This window comes from Bosea sp. 29B (genome assembly GCF_902506165.1).
Taxonomy (GTDB): Bacteria; Pseudomonadota; Alphaproteobacteria; order Rhizobiales; family Beijerinckiaceae; genus Allobosea.
The window spans coordinates 5,450,491-5,467,071 of record NZ_LR733817.1; the positions used below are offsets into that span (position 1 = coordinate 5,450,491).

Consider the following 16,581-nt stretch of genomic DNA (forward strand, 5'->3'; position numbering starts at 1 on the left):
GATGGCGTGTGGGCTGTTCGGGAAGCTTCCGGGCAAGCGGGATTTCATCGCGCTGAATGCGCCGACGGCCTTTCTCTCGGCTTATGAGCGCTGGCTCCAGGGCGGGCTCACCGCCAGCCGGGTCGAGCTCGGCGGCGGCTGGCAGGATGCTTTCCTCAACGCGCCGATCTGGCGCTTCTGGTTCGGCAGCGCCTTCTGCGGCACCACTGTCGCCGGCGCCTTCATGCCATCGGTCGACGGTATCGGCCGCTATTTTCCGCTGACCGTCTTCGCCCTCGCCGGCCCCGGCGCCGCGATCCCGCCGCCCGAGCTCGACCCGCAGGACGCCTGGTTCGCCCAGGCCGAGGACTTCCTCCTGCGCGCGCTCGAACCCGAGGCGAGCTTCGAGGCCGTCGCGCATGCGCTGGGTGGGCTCGCTTTGCCCAATGACGATCTCAAGGCCGCCCCGCCCGCCGACATGGTGCGCCTCTCCGACGGCACCATCGTCAGCGCGCTCGATTCCGCGACCTTCCCGTCCAGGCTTTCGGCGCTGCGCGTTGAGGACCATATCCGCGCCTATGCCCATGCCAGCTATCTCTGGACCATCGGCGGCGACGATTTCGAGCCGCTCGCTCTGGTCGGCCATGGCCTGCCCAGCCCCTATCTCTATACCGGTCTCCTGACCGGACGCTTCGACGCCTTCCTCGGCGCAGGATCGACAGCATGAACGAGCACCGCACCGGCTCCAGTTTCGAGACGGGCGCGGTCAGCCACGCCGGGCGTGTGCGCAGCCATAACGAAGACAACCTGGTAGTCCGGCCCGAACACGGGCTCTGGGCCGTCGCCGACGGCATGGGCGGCCATCAGAACGGCGCCATGGCGAGCGCCACCGTGGCGGCCAGCCTGTCGGCCATCGGCGCGGCCGGCTCCGCCGCCGAGCTGCTCGACCGGCTCGAACGCGGCGTGGTCGAGGCCAATGCGGAGCTGCGCCGCAAAATCCGTGAGCATGACGGCGCCACAATGGGCGCGACGCTCGCCGTGCTGCTCGCCCATGACCGCCATTTCGCCTGCGTCTGGTGTGGCGACAGCCGGGTCTATCTCGTCCGCAGCGGGCAGATCACCCAAGTCACCCGCGACCATACCGAAGCCCAGGACATGATCGAGCGCGGCCTGCTCACCATCGAGGAAGCACGGACCTGGCCGCGGCGCCATGTCATCACTCGCGCCATCGGCGTGCATGAACGGCCCGAGCTCGATATCGACCATGGCGAGCTCGAAGGTGGCGACGTCTTCGTGCTCTGTTCGGACGGGCTCACCGACCATGTCCGCGACGAGGAGATCCTGCGCGCGACGGTGACGACCGGCGCCCAGGCCGCCTGCAATGCCCTGCTGGCGCTGACGCTGGAGCGCGGCGCCACCGACAATGTCACCGTGATCGTGGTGCGCTATCATCACGACGGCGGGACCGAGAAGACGCGCTGGGTGCCGAACATGCGCCAGCGCAGGAGCGATGCGCCATGAGCGATTCCGACCGCACCGTCTTCATGCCGCGCACGGGCCTGGCGCCTGGCGTGCGGCTGAACGGCATCTACGAGATCGAGCGCCTGATCGCCACCGGCGGCATGGGCGAGGTCTATCAAGGCCGCGCCATCCAGACCGGCGATGCCGTCGCGATCAAGATCGTGCGCTCCGACATGGCGCAGGACGCCAACGTCATCGCCCTGTTCCGCAACGAGGCGTCGGCGCTGCACAACCTCTACAACGAGGCGATCGTCCGCTATTACGTCTTCACCGTCGACCCGGCGACGCAGGCGACCTATCTCGCCATGGAGTTCGTCGACGGCAAGTCGCTCTCCGACCTGTTGAAGCAGGGCCCGCTGCCCTTCGAGGAGGTCGACCTGCTGCGCCGGCGCATCGCGTCCGGCCTGCATGCCGCCCATATGCTGGGGATCACCCATCGCGACGTCTCGCCCGACAACATCATCCTGCCCGGCGGCCAGGTCACGCGTGCCAAGATCATCGATTTCGGCATCGCCAAGTCGAAGCTGGCCGAGAAGACGGTGATCGGCTCCGGCTTTGCCGGCAAATTCAATTATGTCTCGCCCGAACAGCTCGGCCTCTACGGCGCCGAGGTCACCGGCAAGTCGGACATCTACAGCCTCGGCCTGGTGCTGGCCGAGGCGCTCGGCGGCCGCCCGCTCGATATGGGCGGCACGCAGATGCAGATCCTGGAGAAGCGCCGCCGCGTTCCCGATCTCGCCACCATCGACAAGCGCATCCGCCCGCTGCTGGTGCGCATGCTGGCGCCCGATCCGAAGGACCGCCCGGCCGACATGGCCGAGGTCGCCTCCTGGCAGGCGAAAGGCGGTGCGAACTCTGCCGGTGGCGGTGGACGCGCCTTTCCCTGGCCGCGGGTCGCCGGCGTTGCCGCGCTCGCGCTGCTTGCCGGGGGCGGATTCTTCGCCTGGAAAATGCTGGGCGGTAGCACTCCGGTCCAGCAGGCGATGAACAGCCCGCCGCCCGCCTTGAGCGACGAGCGCCCGCCAGCCTCGCCCAGCGCTGGGTCGAGCACCCCGGTGCCGGAACTCACGCCCGCGACTCCGCCTCCACCGGCGAACCCGGCGCCCTCCCCGCAGCCGGCAAGCCAGAGCGAGCCGCCCGCGCTGCAATCGCCTACGCCTCCCGGGCCAGTTGCGCCGCCGCAGCCATCTGCGTCTTCGCAATCTCCTGCGCCCGCGACACCGGAATTGAAGCCGGCGCCGACACTGCCGCCGGCCACCTCAACCTCGACGACCGGCCCGAAATCGACGCCGGTCGCTCCGCCGCCAGCCTCAACGGCTCCGGAGCCCGAGCCGCGCACTGCCGCCGAGCGGACGGCGCGCTATGTCGCCGACTATGACGGTGGCGCCTGCTTCTTCCTGTGGCCGACGGCGATCGCCGACAAGCGCACCACGATCGAAGGCTTCGGCAGCACGGCCGAGCCCTTCGTCGGCTTCGATGCCGCTTTCAAGAAGGCGCAGGGCTACGAGGCGCAGATCAGCCTGCGCACCGTCACCACAGCGCAGTGCCCGATGGTCGACTTCCTGCGCCAGCTCGGCCGCGGCATTGACCGCAGCCCGGTCATGCAGATCGGCGCCTTCACCATGAGGAGCGGCGACACGCTGTCCGGCACGGTCGAAAGCGACCCGGGCAAGAATCTCGATATCCTGCTGATCGGCGATGACGGGCTGGTCTACAATCTCGCCAACTACACCCGTCGCGAAGGCGGCAAGGCGAGCTTCAACCTCAAGCTTGAATCGACGGCGGCTTCAGGCGCGCCCGTGCGGCCGCAGACCGTGCTCGCGCTGGTGAGCCAGGCGCCGCTGCCGGCACTGTCGGGCCCGAACCCGGCCCCGGCCGGCGACATCTTCCCCGGCCTGCACCAGGACCTCGCCCGCGCCGGCGGCAAGGTCGGCGTCGGCATCAAGTATTTCCGGATCGAGTGATTGTCGGAGGCGTCATTCTCGGGCGAAGCGAAGCGCAGACCCGAGCATGACGCGAGCCATCAATCCTCGCGGTAGAGCTCGCCCCAGTCGTCCTGCCAGAGACCTTCTGTGTCCTCGACGACGATCGGTGCCTTGATCTCGTTGGCCAGGCGCACCGCCGAGCGAAAGCCCTCGACCGGTTCGAGCTCGTCGCTGACGAAATCATTGGTGAGATGGCCTGCCGCCAGCTCTGCCGGGCAGGCGATGCGAGCGAACGTCTTGCCGTCCCGCTGGCCAAGGCTCAGCGTGATGGCGTCGGGTTGCGGCTCATCGACCTGCTCGAACCGGTTCTTCGCCATCGTCGTCTCCTCGCCTCTAGGATAGGTCGATCATGGGCCATCGCCGCCATCGCGGCAAATTCGCTGCCCGCGATCGCTTTGGCCGGACCTGGCCGGTATTCGCTTCCAGAACTCTACTTCTGTTGCTGCCGCGCCGGAGCGGCAGCCGGCCCGCCGCGCACCACCTTGTAGCGGTCGAGCCTGACCTTGATCATCTCGTCGAACTTCTTGTGCACCTCGGAGACCGAGAGCGTCTTGGTCTCGCCACCGGCCTGGGCGTAGAAGATCGGCCGGTTGGCTTCGGCCGGCTTCGGCAGCAGGGCTGCCGCGCTCGCACCGGGCGTCTCCTCCATCGTCTCGATGAAGGTCTGCGCCGCATCCGGCCCAAGGAAATGGATCAGGTAGATCTCGCCGCCGGTGAGATGGCGCCCCATCGCCTTTTCCAGCCTGAGCGTATCGCGCTTCAGCATCTCGCCCGCCAGCAGGGCCGAGAGATAGGGCTCGCGCCTGAGGTCGAGGATGCGCTGGCGCTCATTGGCGTCGGCGATGACGAACTGCCGGCCACTGCGAGAAATCAGCGCCGCCTCGGCGACGAGCCCATGCTTGCGGCCGAATTCGAAGATCACGCCGAACCAGGTCTGCTCGATGAATTGGTAGAGCCCGGTCGCCGAGGAGGTCTTCGCCTTCACCTCCGTCGCGAACGAGGATTCCTTGTCGGCGACCGCCATCAGCAGGGTCGGGTCGGCGCCGACGACGCGCCCTGCCCTGACGATCATCTCGACCAGATGCCGGCGAATCTTGATCGGCCCGAAGGTCAGGATCTGGTTGGGGTCGCCGGTATAGTTGATCGGCGCCTGTGGCAGCTGGCTGCGCGGCGCCGCGGCCGGAGCACCCAGCTTGCCCGGCAAGGTCGGCGGCACCAGGATGATGTTCGAGGGCGGCATCACAGGAATCGGCAGCGCCGGCTGGTTCGACATCTCAGTCCCAACCTGCTCCTTGATCGCTGCGAGCGAGGGATCGGCGTTCAGCGCGAACTGCGTCGCCTGCCTGGCAGCCTCGAGATCGCCCTCGACCGAGGACAGGATCAGCGATGGCCGGGTCGGCGCCTTCAGCGCTGGCGCCTCGACGCTCTCGATCGGCTCGAAGCCGCCGGTCACCTCGGTGGAACCGGGCTTCAGCGTCGCAACGGCGACACCGCCGGCGATCGCCAGTACAAGCGCGCCGCCGCCGATCAGGGAGACGAGCCGCAGCCGCGAACCGCCATCCGCAACCGCGAAGGGCACGCCGGCGGCGACATTTGTGGCGCTGGCGCCGCCGGCCACCGCCTTTTGCGCCAGCACCAGCCAGTCCGGCGGCTTGCCATCCTTGCTGGCTGTCTCCTGCAATTCGGCGATCATCCGCCGCGCCTGCTGAGCCGGGACATCCGCATCGCGCTCCAGCGTCGTGGCCGCGCTGCGCGCGCCCTGCTCGGTCAACGCCTTGAGCGCGAAGAACCAGAGCTGCAGCGAGATGCGCCGGCTCTCCAGCGGCGTGCCCTGGCAGGGCGAGACCAGGAAATTGCAATGCGGGCAGGCATAGGCGCGCAGCTTCACCCGCGGCGCGAAGGCCGCGGTCTTGCCGCAGGCCGAGCAGGCCAGCGTGGTGCCGCCCCGCCGCGCCCGCATGATGGTTTCAAGGCAGGCATCCTCCTGGAATGCGGCCTGAAACTGCTTGAAGCGCTGCCCCATCCTTCGCTACCGCTGCTGCCGTGCCCCGCCATACGCAGCCGGCGCGGCCTCGACAAGCCTTGCTCTCAACCTGCCAGCAGAGCCAGCCGCGCGACATCCCTCAAATGCATGTCGACCTCCGCCGCCGTCGCCTCCTTCGGCAGGGCCGGGCCGCCGCGCCCCGACTTATGCGCTTCGCTCAGGAAAGCGTTGAGCGCGTCGAGCAGCATCGCCGGGGTGCGCGTGCCGTCGAGCAGGCTGACGAATTTGCGCACCACCACACCGTCGAGCGCAACGGCCCGATGGCGCAGATCGGTGACTTCGTGGCTCGCCAGTGCCTGGCGCCGCGCCAGGAGGCTTGCGACCGGCCGCTCGCTGATCCGCGTCGCCAGCCGATGCGGCTCCAGGCCGATCTCGATCAGGCCGGCCCGGTAGATCGCGGTGAGCGCCTCGTTCAGGCGCTCGATCTCGCGCTCGCGATCGGAACCGCCCCCGGCCTCCTGCAGCGCCAGGGCGACCAGCTCGTCATAGCGGATATTACCCGGCCACGTCCGCCCGAGCGCCCGCAACGCCGCCTTGGCCGCCGGCAGGTCGACGGCGAGACGAACGCCGTCCGCGAACAGGAAGCTCGCCGCCCCCGGCCGCTTCTCGTCGACCTTGCCCTCCTCTTCCTGGACATTGGCGGCAAGATGATACGGCGCGAAGCTGAAGCCGGCGAGGCCGCGATGCAGCGCGACATCGGCACGGCAAAGCAAGGTCTGGCGGAAGCAGCGGCCGATCAGCAGGTCTAGCGCCTGCTCTTGCCGGAGCGGCTCGGAGATCGGGATCGCGTTCAGCACCTGCTGGGCCGGGCCCCGCGCGCCGCCGAAATTGTTCGGGAAGGAGGTCTCGGAGAGGAACTGCAGCCCATGCGGCTCGGCTGCGGCCAGCACCTCGTGCAGCGCGAAGGCGCGCGCACCGGGGTTGAGATCGTCATGGTAGAGGACATTGTCCGGGATATCCTCGATCTGCTTGGCCCGCTCGCGCAGCGCGACGCCGTAGAAGGTCTCGGCATCGGTCGCCTCGGCGAAACGCTTGATCGCCGCCCGCGCCACCCTGACCTTCTCGAGGGGATCGTCGATCTCGCGCGTCTCGAACAGCATGACATCGCGGGCAAGGTCGCGCAGCCGGCAGCCCGGCAGGGCGTTGTAGCTGACATAGGCGATGCCCTGGGGCGCCAGCAGCTCGCCGAAGAGCGCCAGGATCCGCTCGCGCACCGGCTGCGGCACCCAGGAATAGACGCCATGGACGATGATGTAGTCGAACTGGCCGAGCCCCGTGGTCACCGCCATGATGTCGCGCTGCTCGAAGCTGACATTGCTCAGCCCCAGCTCGGCCGCTTCCGCCTTGGCGCGCGCGATCGCCCGGCCGCTCAGATCAATGCCGACGAGCTGCGCTCCCGGGCATTGCAGCGCCATCGGGATCAGGTTGCCGCCACTGCCGCAGCCGAGTTCCAGCACCCGCATCGTCGCGGTCGGCGCCGGGGTCATGCCGTGGATATGCGCGATCGTCGCCAGATGCGCCGGATGGGTCTGCGAGAAGGCGTGCCCGGGATAGGCGACTGCGTCGTAAGGGTTCGTCGCCAAGTCTCTCGTGGCCATGTCGTTCATCGAGGAATTCCGTCTATCCCATTCGTATCGTTGCAGGTTTTTAGGCGCGCTCAGCAGCCGATCACCTTGAACTCGACCCGGCGGTCGAGCGCGTCGCTGGCATCGTCCTTGCCGGTGCCGACCAGGTTCTCGTTGTAGCCGCGCCCGCTCGCGATCATCCGGCCACGGCTGTCGGGCGCCCCGGCCTGGAGCAGGTCCATCACATATTGCGCCCGCAGCACCGAGAGCCGCTCGTTGACCTGCGGCAGACCGGTGCGTGAGGTGTGGCCGACGATCTCGATGCAGGCGCCCTTCTGCTGGGCGCGGGTCGCGATCTGGCTCAGCCACATCGGATAGGGCTCGGTGATCTGCGGATTGGCGATGAACTGCGTCGAGCCCGGCTGGAACAGCAGCTTGACCATCAGCTGGTTGTCGGAAAGGCCGCTGTCGACGAGGTCGCCGAAGGCTTCGACCGCATCGTCCTTGCGTCCGAGCTTGCTGCTGGCGAGATAGGCGCCGATGCGGACACGGTGCTGGTCGCCGCCCGGCAGCACCCGCGCCGTCCGGTAGAAGGCGAGCGCCTCGCGATAATGCCGCGCCTCGTATTCGAGGATGCCGTCATTGATCAGCGCCGCGACATTGAGGCGTTCGGCATAGAGCGGATCGATCGCGTCGCCGAGCTTCGTGCCCTGGCAGGTCTTGATGTAAACGTCGGTTGCCGGATCCTTCGACCACATCGGCGAGTCCCGGTAATAGGTCGTCGGTGTGGCGTCGATGCCATCCGGCTTCGCCCGGGCAACGCCCTTCGACACCACCCGTTTCGACTTCATGTCCAGCAGCGTCAGGCAGATCCGATAGGCGTCGCGCGCGCCCTTCGCGTCCCCGGCATTGTTGACCGCAGTGAAGGTCCCGACCAGTACCGCTGGATTGCGCGCCAGCGCCTCGGCCGAGAACGGCTGCACCTGGAAGCGCGGATAGGATTTGCCGACCAGCTCGATCAGGCTCTGCTGCATCGAGCGTGTCGAGGTCGATTGCGCCCCGGAGATGCCGTCGATCAACGGGTCGATCACCAGCGTGATGCGTTCTCCCTCGATCTGCGCCTTGGAGAACAGGTCGTTGGCGGCCCGCTCCAGCGCCTGTGGAAACGGGATCGGCGTCGGGGCTGCAGCCGGGGCCGGGCTCGGGGCCGGCTGCGTCTGAGCCAGGGCTGGCGAAGCCAGCAGCCCCAGCAAGACCATGCAGGCGAGCGGAGAACGACGCATCGAAGCCCCCAATTGCATCATGTCCGAGGCGATGTCTGGCCTTCGCCGGCGGTGAAGGCCGCTTCGCAACTGTGTCAGCGGCAGTTCTTCGGGACGCTGCCGCCATCGCCGAGCTGGGCCCGCATCAGCGCATCGGTGCAGTCCACCGTCCCGCCAACGCCCGGCCGACGCTTGTTGCTGCGAGGCTCCGGGGCGGCCTCGACGCCGCCGGTCAGGATGCCGGTCGACTTGCGATCGAGCACGACGCGCGGCTGCTGGACCTCACGCGGCTCCTGCCGCTGTGGACGCGTGGTGGGAACCGCCGGCAGCAGCGGCTTCTGCGGGGGCGGCAATTCGGTCACGCCGCCGGAATTCATCCGCGTCGCCACCGCCTTCTCGCGCTCCTCGCGCTCCTGCGAGAGCTTGGCCTTCTCGGCTTCGAGCGCGGCGAGCTCCTGCTCCTTCTTGGCCAGTTCCTTGGCGAGGCGCTCGCGCTCATTCGCATCGGTCGGCTTCGCCGACGTCACCTCGCCCGGCTTCGGCACGGCGCGCTCGGTGTCGGCGGTCTTGCCGGCATCGCGGCCAGCAAGATCGGTCGCCGCCTTGACGCGGTCCTTCTCGGCCTGCTGCACGCGGTCCAGCAAGGCCTTCTCCTTCGCGGCGAATTCCTGCTCGAGCTTCTCGCGCTCTCCCGTCGCAAGGCCACGGCGCTCGATCAGATCGAGCCTCGTCTTGGCGTCGACGGCGAAGAAGCTGGTCGGGAAGCGCTGGATGAAGGCCTTGATCTCGGCAACGTTGTCGCTGCTGCGCAGGCGCTTCCAGATGTCGGCGTCGGTCTCCTCGCGATTGAGGTAGAAATCGCCGAGCAGCGAGAGCGAGAGTTCCGGCGTCTGCTTGCCACCGGTGGAATCGTAGACCGCCTTCTGGACGCGGCGGAACATAGTGGCGATCTCGAGGCCGGGCTGCTGGATCTCCTGCACCAGCGCCGCCGTGAACGGGCTGTTGCGGCCGGCACCGTCGGCGGCGACGTCGTTGGCCTGCGTCGCATAGGCGGTCACCATGCCCTGCGCCTTCACGATCGGTGCGAGGCCGGAGCCGACCGACATGCTGCGCGTCGTCGACTTCTTCGAGAGCTGGGCGAGGAAAGGATTGTTGCGGCAAGCGTCGAGCACCATGATCTTGACGCCCTTGGCGAAGCCCAGCGCCGTGGTGACTTCGCTCAGCTTGACAGTCTCGTACTGGACCGAGACCTCGTCATCGATCTTGGCTTCGACCGGGACCAGGAAGTTCTCGCCGTTGAACTGGAAGCCGTGGCCGGCATAGTAGAACATCACCGCGTCGGCATCCTGCGCGAGGCGGGCGAAGCGCGAGACAGCTGCGTCCATGCCCCGCTTGTCGAGATCGATGCCATCGACCACCTCGAAACCGACCTTGCGCAGCGCCTCGGCGGTGTCGCGCGCATCGTTCGGCGTGTTGGGCAAAGCGGGAGCGTTCTTGTAGGCGGAATTGCCGATCACCAGGGCGACGCGGCGTTCCTGCGTCTGTGCCAGCGCCGGCACGACGACGAGCTGCGCAAGAAGAGCGATCAGTGCACAAAATCTGACGGCTACGATCATGGCACCATTCCCTGCGTCACCCTAAAGAAAGTGACCGTGAAAATCCAGATTTATCCGCCTGTCATGACAGGCGGTTTGCTTGCTCCCCACCCAACCCGCTGCTAACTTTACGGCGGTCACGCGCCGCGAGGAAGAGCGCCGATGCGGGGACTTCGACTTAAGCTCATTGTCGGGGTTACGGCCGTTTTCGCCGCGACCATCTCCGTGGGCGTCACACAGGAGCGCGCCCGGGCGCGCAGCCCCGCCCCCGCCAGCGCGAAGCTCTCCTTCATCGACCTGCAGAACAATGCCCGCATTCCCGGCAAAGCGACGATCCGCTTCGCCATATCAGGCATGGAGATCGCGCCCGCCGGCACGGCACGCCGCAATACCGGCCACCATCATCTGCTGATCGACACCGAATTGCCGCCGCTCGGGCAGCCGATCCCGAGCGATTTCAACCATCTGCATTTCGGCGGCGGCCAGAGCGAGGCCGAGATCCTGCTCTCGCCCGGCCGCCACACGCTGCAGCTTCTCTTTGCCGACCACGACCATGTCCCGCACGATCCGCCGGTGCTGTCGGAGAAAATCACCGTCGAGGTCATGGCCGCACCGGAGGAGAAGCCGCGAACGGCCGCGGCGCCCAACGCCAAGGTCTTCTTCGTCGGCTTGCAGGACGGCGCCGTGATCCCGCCGCGCTCGCTCGTCCGCTTCGGCCAGGAGAACATCGCACTCGTCCCTGCCGGCACCAGGCAGGACAATGCCGGCCATCACCATCTCCTCATCGACACCGACCTGCCGCCGCTCGACCGCGAGATCCCCAGCGATTTCAACCACCTGCATTTCGGCCGCGGCCAGACGGAAACCGAGCTCACCTTGCCGCCCGGTGAGCACACGCTCCAGCTCCTCTTCGCCGACCATGAGCACGTCCCGCACGATCCGCCGGTGATGTCGCAGAAGATCAGGGTGCGGGTGCAACAAGCGTCCGTAGCGGCCCCGGCTGCGCCCCCACCTGCCCGCGCCGCCTCCGGTCGGACCCCGGCGCCCAACGACGCCGCAGTCTATTTCATCTATCCGCGCGACGGCACACGCATCTTCGCGACCTCGACCATCCGTTTCGGCCTGCGCAACATGGGCGTCGCGCCGGCCGGGATCGTCAGGCCCAACACCGGCCACCACCATCTCCTGATCGACGTGCCGACGCCGCCGCTCGACGCTGCGATCCCCGCCGATCTCAACCATATCCATCTCGGCAACGGCCAGACCGAACGCAAGATCACGCTGCCGCCGGGTGAGCACACGCTGCAGCTCATCCTCGGCGACGACCAGCACGTGCCCCACGATCCGCCGATCATGTCCGAGCGCATCACCGTCTATATCGGCGCTCCCGCCAGGCGGAGGGCGCGCCGATGACGGCTGGTACCTGCCTTCTCGCCTCTCGCCATCGCGCCAAGACCGCGAGACTGCTCCTGCTGCTCGCAGCGCTGGCGCCGATGTCCGCGCCGCTCTGCGCCCAAACCGCGCCCCCGCGTCAGCCGGCGCCGCGCAACGCCATGGTCTATTTCCATTATCCGCTCGACGGCCTGCGCGTACCTGAGCGCTTCACTGTGCGGATCGGGCTGAAGGAGATGGGCGTCGCCCCGGCCGGCATCGACAAGCCCGGCACCGGCCACCACCACCTGCTGATCGACACCGATCCTGGCCCGCCGGACCAGCCGATCCCTTCGGACTACAACAACATCCATCTCGGCAACGGCCAGACCGAGGTGGTGGTTACGCTCCCGAAGGGGACGCATACGCTGCAATTGCTGCTCGGCGATCACACGCACACGCCCCATCGGCCGCCGGTTATGTCTCAGAAGATCACAGTCTACGTCAGATGAGGGATCGATGCGGCGCGGCCGCATCGCCAAGCGAAAGGCCGCAGCGAAGGATGAACGCCATGTCCTGGTATCGGTGCCTCGCCGTCGCCGTGCTGGCCCTGCTCGCGCCGTTCGCCCCGGCTCTCGCCCAGGGCGGCAACGGCCAGCCGTCGCGCATCGCCTTGGTCGTCGGCAATGCCGCCTATCGCGCGGCGCCCTTGGCCAACGCCGCCGTCGATGCCCGCGCCGTCGCCGATGTGCTGCGCCAGGGCGAGTTCGACCTCGTCAGCATCGAGAATGCCGATCGTCCCGCGCTGGACAGCGCGATCGCGACCTTCCGCGGCAAGCTCACGCGCGGCGCCCAGATCGTCGTCTTCTATTCTGGGCACGCCGTGCAGTCGCGCGGCCGCAACTTCCTCGTCCCGGTCGACGCCGCGCCGCGCGGCCCGGCCGAGGTCGCGCGCGACGCCATCGACCTCGACCAGCTTCTCGATGCGCTGATCGTCAGCCGGCCGGCCAGCGCTGTAGTCGTGCTCGACGCGGCGCGCGACAATCCCTGGCAGGCCGGGCTCGGCGGCGGCAAAGGGCTCGCCCCCATCGAGCAGATCGAGACGATCGCGATCATGGCACCGGTGGCGCCGGGAAAGACCGTGCCCGAGACGCAAGGTCGCGCCGATCCGGCGATCGACGAATGGCTGAAGGCGATCCGCACGCCAGGGCTCGACATGACGGCGGCTCTGACCCGCACGCGCGACGCTGTCAGCCGCGCAACACGGCGCTCGCAGCAGCTCTGGTTGTCCTCGATGCCTCCGGCCGGGCTCGTCGTCACACCGACCGGCCGGCCGGTCGCGACCGCCCTCAACACCACCCGCGCCATTACCACCGCGCCGCCGCCTCCCGGACCACAATCCGACCAGCTCGGCCCCTACGAGCTCTCCTTCTGGGAGACCATCAAGGACAGCCGGAATCCGGACGAGTACCGCGCCTATCTCGAAGCCTATCCGAACGGCCGCTTCGCCGGGCTCGCCCGCACCCGCGAGCAGTCTCTCAGGGCCCAGCGGACGGCAGCGACGCAGCCGCCCGCGCCATCGCCGGTGCCGGCTCCTGCAGCTTCTACGCAAGCCCGGACCATGCGCGATTGCGATGACTGCCCCGAACTCTCCCTGATCCCGGCCGGCAGTTTCGAGATGGGCTCGAACGAGATGTTCGAGTTCGAGAAGCCGATACACGCCGTCACCATCGCGCGGCCATTCTATCTCGGCACCGACGAGGTCACCTTCGCGCAGTGGGATACTTGCGTCGCCGAGGGCGGCTGCAGCCATCGTCCGAGCGACCGCAATCTCGGCCGCGGCAAGCGCCCGGTCACCGACATCCACTGGAACGACGCCAACGCCTATCTCGTCTGGCTGTCCTACAAGACCGGGCGCAAATACCGGCTGCCGACCGAGGCGGAATGGGAATACGCCGCCCGGGCCGGCACGACGGCCAGCTATCCCTGGGGCAATTCGGTCGACAAGGAGATGGCCAACTGCCTCGGCTGCAATGCGCAGCCACGCCGCCAGGCGAGCGAGGTCGGCCAATTCCCGCCGAACCGCTTCGGCCTGCGCGACATGGCCGGGAACGCCGCCGAATGGGTCGCCGACTGCTGGAGTGAGAATTATCGCGCCGCTCCCCGCGACGGCAGCGCCTACGCGCCCGCCGGCTGCCGCGAACGCGTGCTGCGCGGCGGCTCCTTCAACAACGATCCGCGCTATCTGCGCTCAGCGGCTCGCTTCAAATACGAGAGCGATGTGCGCTTCTACACCAACGGTTTCCGCGTCCTCCGCGAGCCCTGACCCCGCGCGGCGCAGCGGGCCGAGCGTTGAGCCAGGTGGCAATTTGCACACAGATGCGGAACGAAGGCCGCCAGGCGGCAATTTGTTGTTCTCTTCATGGCCGCGTCGCCGCTAATCTCTGCCTTGCTAAGGGTAAGCGTAAGAGACGAATCAGCAGCGGCCAAGCTTCGGGCCAGGCCGCCGAGGAGGCGCCATGCGGACCGGCCTGCGGCTACCCATCTGCATCCTGTTGGCGCTCGCCGCCATCGCAGGCGCCCTCGCTCTCGCCATATCGCCTGCCGTCGCGCAGCAACGGCGCTTCGCCTTCGTCATGGGCAATGGCGCCTACCAGAACATCGCCAAGCTGCCGAATGCCCTCGGCGACGCCAATGCGACGCGCGCCATGCTGCAGGAGGCCGGCTTCGACGTCACCGCCGCGACCGACCTCTCGCTTGCCGGCCTGCGCAGCGCACTCGATGTCTTCGTCGAGAAGGTGAAGCAGAGCGGCGCCGGCGCGACCACCCTCGTCTACTATGCCGGCCACGCCGTGCAGCTCGACGGCGCCAACTACATCCTGCCGACGGATGTCCGCGTCGAAACCTCGGCGAACATCCCGAACCAGTCGCTCTCGCTGACCGAAATCCTGCGCAAGCTCGACGCCGCCGGCGCCAGATCGAAGATCGCGATCCTCGACGCCTGCCGCAACAACCCCTTCGCCGGGCGTGAATTGTCGCGCGGGCTGGCGCTGCAGATGGTCGACGGCGCCAACGAAGGCATTCGCAGCGAAGCGGGCCTCGCCCGCATCGATTCCAGCAGCGGCACCTTCGTCGCCTTCGCGACCTCGCCGGGCTCGACCGCGGCCGACGGCACCGGCCCCAACAGCCCGTTCACCACCGCCTTCCTGCGCGAGGCGCGCGAGCCGGGGCTGCCGATCGAGCAGGTCTTCCGCCGCATCCGCCTGGCCGTCTACGACGCCACCAGCGGCACCCAAATCCCCTGGGACACCTCCTCGCTGATCACCGATGTCGCCTTCTTCCAGCGCCCGGCCAGCGCCGCCCCGGCACAGCCGGCAGGCACTCCCGCAGTTGCCGGCGCCATTCCGCTCGCGGCTCGCCCGACGGCAGCGGCGCTGCGCGCCATGTCGCTTGCGGATGCCTACCGCACCGCCATCGCCTGGGATCGGCGCGACATCTACCGCAGCGCCCTCGCCATCAACCCGGACGACCAGAGCGCCTTGAGGCTGCATCGCATCCTGGCGCAGCGGACCGAGGAGACTGCCTGGGCCGAGACCGTGCTCGCCGGCGACGCCGAATCGCTCAAGCTCTTCGCCCGCCTCTATCCCGGCTCGCAGCATGAGAACGAGGCGCTGCGCCTGGCCGCGAGCGCCCCGAGCCGCAACCGCGTCCAGGTCGCCCAGACCTGCCCGATCTGCCCGGCTCTGCAGCCACGCGTGCGCCGCGCCGACTATACGCCGCGCTCGCCTTCGCCCAGCCGGCCCGGCGCGCCGCGACAGCCGCGCGCCGTCCAGCCCGCATCGGACGTTTATGCACCGCCCCTTCCCGTCATTCTCCCGACGCAGCCGCGCTGGAGCGGCTTCTATGTCGGCGGCTCGCTCGGCGGAGGCCGGCAGGCCAGCAGCACGAGCGTCCAGGGGCCCTATGGCACTCCCATGGTCACCCCGACGACCACGAACACGAACACTGCGACCAACACCACGACCAATGTCGCGAACACCACGACCACGACGACGAGCACGTCTACGACCATCGTCGGTTCGGATCCCGTCACGACGACCGTGACGTCGACGACCAACACGACCTCGACGACCACCAACACGTCGACGAACTCATCGAGCACCGCGGTCGCGGGCACGCCAACCACCGCCTCCTGGGCGATCGACCCATCCGCTGTGCCGCGCAGCCTGGCGCCGGAGGGGAACAACGCCGTCGGCGGCGCCCAGTTCGGCTTCAACTACCAGATCGGCGCTGTCGTGATCGGCGCCGAGACCGACCTCTCCGCCACCCGCCTTGGCGGTAGCAAGAGCGTCTCCGCCAACCCCGGCACCCAGTTCACCACCCGTGCCAGCAACGAGCTCTCGATGCTCGGCACGGTACGGGTGCGCGCCGGCATCGTTCTCGGCAATTTCCTGATCTACGGCTCAGGTGGCTATGCCTATGGCCTCGTCGAGCAGAAGGGCTCGATCACGCCCGACAACACCCGGGCCACCTCGGCCGTCAGCGGCTCGCGCTCGGGCCTCATCGGCGGCTGGGCGGTGGGTGGCGGCGTCGAATACGCGATCGCTCCCGGCATGACGATCCGGCTCGACTACACCCATTACGAGCTCGGCCAGAAGCGCCTGCTGCTGCAGGATTATACCGGGCTGGCGCCCGATCAGTACGCGGCCATGCGGATCCGCACCGCCGGCGACATCGTCAAGGCCGGCTTCAACTTCGGCTTCTGACGGACATCACGGCAACGAAAAAGGCCGCTGCATCGCAGCGGCCTTTCTGTCTTGCGAGGATGGTGGGGCTCCCGCGCTCACCACATGTCGAGCGCGACCCGAGCCTCGTCCGACATGCGCGATTGATCCCAGGGCGGGTCAAAGGTCATGTTGACGGTCACGCCCGAGACGCCCGGCACGGCACCGACCGCATTCTCGACCCAGCCCGGCATTTCGCCCGCCACCGGGCACCCCGGCGCGGTCAGCGTCATGTCGATCGCCACCTGCCGGTCGTCGGCGATGTCGACGCGGTAGATCAGGCCGAGCTCGTAGATGTCGGACGGGATCTCCGGGTCGTAGACGGTCTTCAGCGCCGCGACGATGTCGTCGGTCAGCCTGTCGATCTCCTCCGGCGGCAGGCCGGAGCTCGCGCCCATGGTCGGTGCGTTCGGCTTGAACTCTTCGGCAACGGTCTCGTTCATCGCAAAACTTCCATTCGGCGCAAGGCTGGCTT

At 68.1% G+C, this 16,581-nt stretch carries 13 protein-coding genes; 7 read left to right on the plus strand and 6 right to left on the minus strand.

Going from position 1 to position 16,581, the window contains the following annotated elements:
- Position 1 precedes the first annotated feature (1 nt).
- Genes tagF through GV161_RS26385 form a run of 3 tightly spaced genes read left to right on the plus strand, consistent with a single transcriptional unit; the run spans position 2 to position 3,464 of the window.
- The gene (gene tagF, locus GV161_RS26375; RefSeq protein ID WP_152014833.1) at positions 2 to 706 is read left to right on the plus strand and encodes a type VI secretion system-associated protein TagF; all 705 of its coding nucleotides are present in this window, start codon (positions 2 to 4) and stop codon (positions 704 to 706) included.
- Entirely contained in the window at positions 703 to 1,500 is a 798-nt protein-coding gene (locus GV161_RS26380; protein WP_152014834.1) for a protein phosphatase 2C domain-containing protein, read from the plus strand. The genes tagF and GV161_RS26380 overlap by 4 nt, the downstream gene beginning before the upstream one ends.
- Positions 1,497 to 3,464 carry a serine/threonine-protein kinase gene (locus GV161_RS26385; RefSeq protein ID WP_244624087.1) on the plus strand — a complete coding sequence of 656 codons (1,968 nt, stop codon included), beginning with the start codon at positions 1,497 to 1,499 and terminating at the stop codon, positions 3,462 to 3,464. The genes GV161_RS26380 and GV161_RS26385 overlap by 4 nt, the downstream gene beginning before the upstream one ends.
- Before the next feature lie 59 nt (positions 3,465 to 3,523).
- Here the strand turns inward: GV161_RS26385 and GV161_RS26390 are convergent, their stop codons facing one another.
- From GV161_RS26390 to GV161_RS26410, 5 genes are all read right to left on the minus strand, one after another.
- On the minus strand, positions 3,524 to 3,802 hold the full coding sequence (locus tag GV161_RS26390; protein WP_152014835.1) for a hypothetical protein: 279 nt from the start codon (positions 3,800 to 3,802) through the stop codon (positions 3,524 to 3,526).
- Positions 3,803 to 3,915: 113 nt separating this feature from the next.
- The gene (locus tag GV161_RS31430; RefSeq protein ID WP_152014836.1) at positions 3,916 to 5,445 is read right to left on the minus strand and encodes a transglycosylase SLT domain-containing protein; all 1,530 of its coding nucleotides are present in this window, start codon (positions 5,443 to 5,445) and stop codon (positions 3,916 to 3,918) included.
- Positions 5,446 to 5,573: 128 nt separating this feature from the next.
- The gene (locus GV161_RS26400; protein ID WP_210253496.1) at positions 5,574 to 7,127 is read right to left on the minus strand and encodes a methyltransferase domain-containing protein; all 1,554 of its coding nucleotides are present in this window, start codon (positions 7,125 to 7,127) and stop codon (positions 5,574 to 5,576) included.
- 59 nt (positions 7,128 to 7,186) lie between these two features.
- Positions 7,187 to 8,377 carry an OmpA family protein gene (locus GV161_RS26405; RefSeq protein ID WP_244624088.1) on the minus strand — a complete coding sequence of 397 codons (1,191 nt, stop codon included), beginning with the start codon at positions 8,375 to 8,377 and terminating at the stop codon, positions 7,187 to 7,189.
- Between the two features lie 74 nt (positions 8,378 to 8,451).
- Positions 8,452 to 9,972: a caspase family protein gene (locus tag GV161_RS26410; protein WP_152014838.1), complete on the minus strand. Its 1,521-nt coding sequence runs from the start codon at positions 9,970 to 9,972 to the stop codon at positions 8,452 to 8,454.
- Positions 9,973 to 10,176: 204 nt separating this feature from the next.
- Between GV161_RS26410 and GV161_RS31255 the strand changes: the two genes are divergently transcribed.
- From GV161_RS31255 to GV161_RS26430, 4 genes are all read left to right on the plus strand, one after another.
- On the plus strand, positions 10,177 to 11,364 hold the full coding sequence (locus GV161_RS31255) for a DUF4399 domain-containing protein (RefSeq protein ID WP_244624089.1): 1,188 nt from the start codon (positions 10,177 to 10,179) through the stop codon (positions 11,362 to 11,364).
- Entirely contained in the window at positions 11,361 to 11,834 is a 474-nt protein-coding gene (locus tag GV161_RS26420) for a DUF4399 domain-containing protein (RefSeq protein WP_152014839.1), read from the plus strand. The genes GV161_RS31255 and GV161_RS26420 overlap by 4 nt, the downstream gene beginning before the upstream one ends.
- Before the next feature lie 59 nt (positions 11,835 to 11,893).
- A complete protein-coding gene (locus GV161_RS26425) occupies positions 11,894 to 13,648 on the plus strand; it encodes an SUMF1/EgtB/PvdO family nonheme iron enzyme (protein ID WP_152014840.1) in 1,755 nt (584 codons plus the stop codon).
- Between the two features lie 193 nt (positions 13,649 to 13,841).
- A complete protein-coding gene (locus tag GV161_RS26430; protein WP_152014841.1) occupies positions 13,842 to 16,088 on the plus strand; it encodes a caspase family protein in 2,247 nt (748 codons plus the stop codon).
- Between the two features lie 77 nt (positions 16,089 to 16,165).
- Here the strand turns inward: GV161_RS26430 and GV161_RS26435 are convergent, their stop codons facing one another.
- Positions 16,166 to 16,504, minus strand: coding sequence for an SUF system Fe-S cluster assembly protein (locus tag GV161_RS26435; protein WP_236846693.1), 339 nt, complete (start codon positions 16,502 to 16,504; stop codon positions 16,166 to 16,168).
- Positions 16,505 to 16,581: the final 77 nt, after the last annotated feature.

Coding starts and splice junctions, on each gene's coding strand:
- tagF (WP_152014833.1), top strand. CDS start 2: ATGGCGTGTGGGCTGTTCGGGAAGCTTCCGGGCAAGCGGGATTTCATC.
- GV161_RS26405 (WP_244624088.1), bottom strand. CDS start 8,377: ATGCGTCGTTCTCCGCTCGCCTGCATGGTCTTGCTGGGGCTGCTGGCT.
- GV161_RS26400 (WP_210253496.1), bottom strand. CDS start 7,127: ATGGCCACGAGAGACTTGGCGACGAACCCTTACGACGCAGTCGCCTAT.
- GV161_RS26435 (WP_236846693.1), bottom strand. CDS start 16,504: ATGGGCGCGAGCTCCGGCCTGCCGCCGGAGGAGATCGACAGGCTGACC.
- GV161_RS26410 (WP_152014838.1), bottom strand. CDS start 9,972: ATGATCGTAGCCGTCAGATTTTGTGCACTGATCGCTCTTCTTGCGCAG.
- GV161_RS26380 (WP_152014834.1), top strand. CDS start 703: ATGAACGAGCACCGCACCGGCTCCAGTTTCGAGACGGGCGCGGTCAGC.
- GV161_RS26430 (WP_152014841.1), top strand. CDS start 13,842: ATGCGGACCGGCCTGCGGCTACCCATCTGCATCCTGTTGGCGCTCGCC.
- GV161_RS26420 (WP_152014839.1), top strand. CDS start 11,361: ATGACGGCTGGTACCTGCCTTCTCGCCTCTCGCCATCGCGCCAAGACC.
- GV161_RS26385 (WP_244624087.1), top strand. CDS start 1,497: ATGAGCGATTCCGACCGCACCGTCTTCATGCCGCGCACGGGCCTGGCG.
- GV161_RS31430 (WP_152014836.1), bottom strand. CDS start 5,445: ATGCGGGCGCGGCGGGGCGGCACCACGCTGGCCTGCTCGGCCTGCGGC.
- GV161_RS26425 (WP_152014840.1), top strand. CDS start 11,894: ATGTCCTGGTATCGGTGCCTCGCCGTCGCCGTGCTGGCCCTGCTCGCG.
- GV161_RS26390 (WP_152014835.1), bottom strand. CDS start 3,802: ATGGCGAAGAACCGGTTCGAGCAGGTCGATGAGCCGCAACCCGACGCC.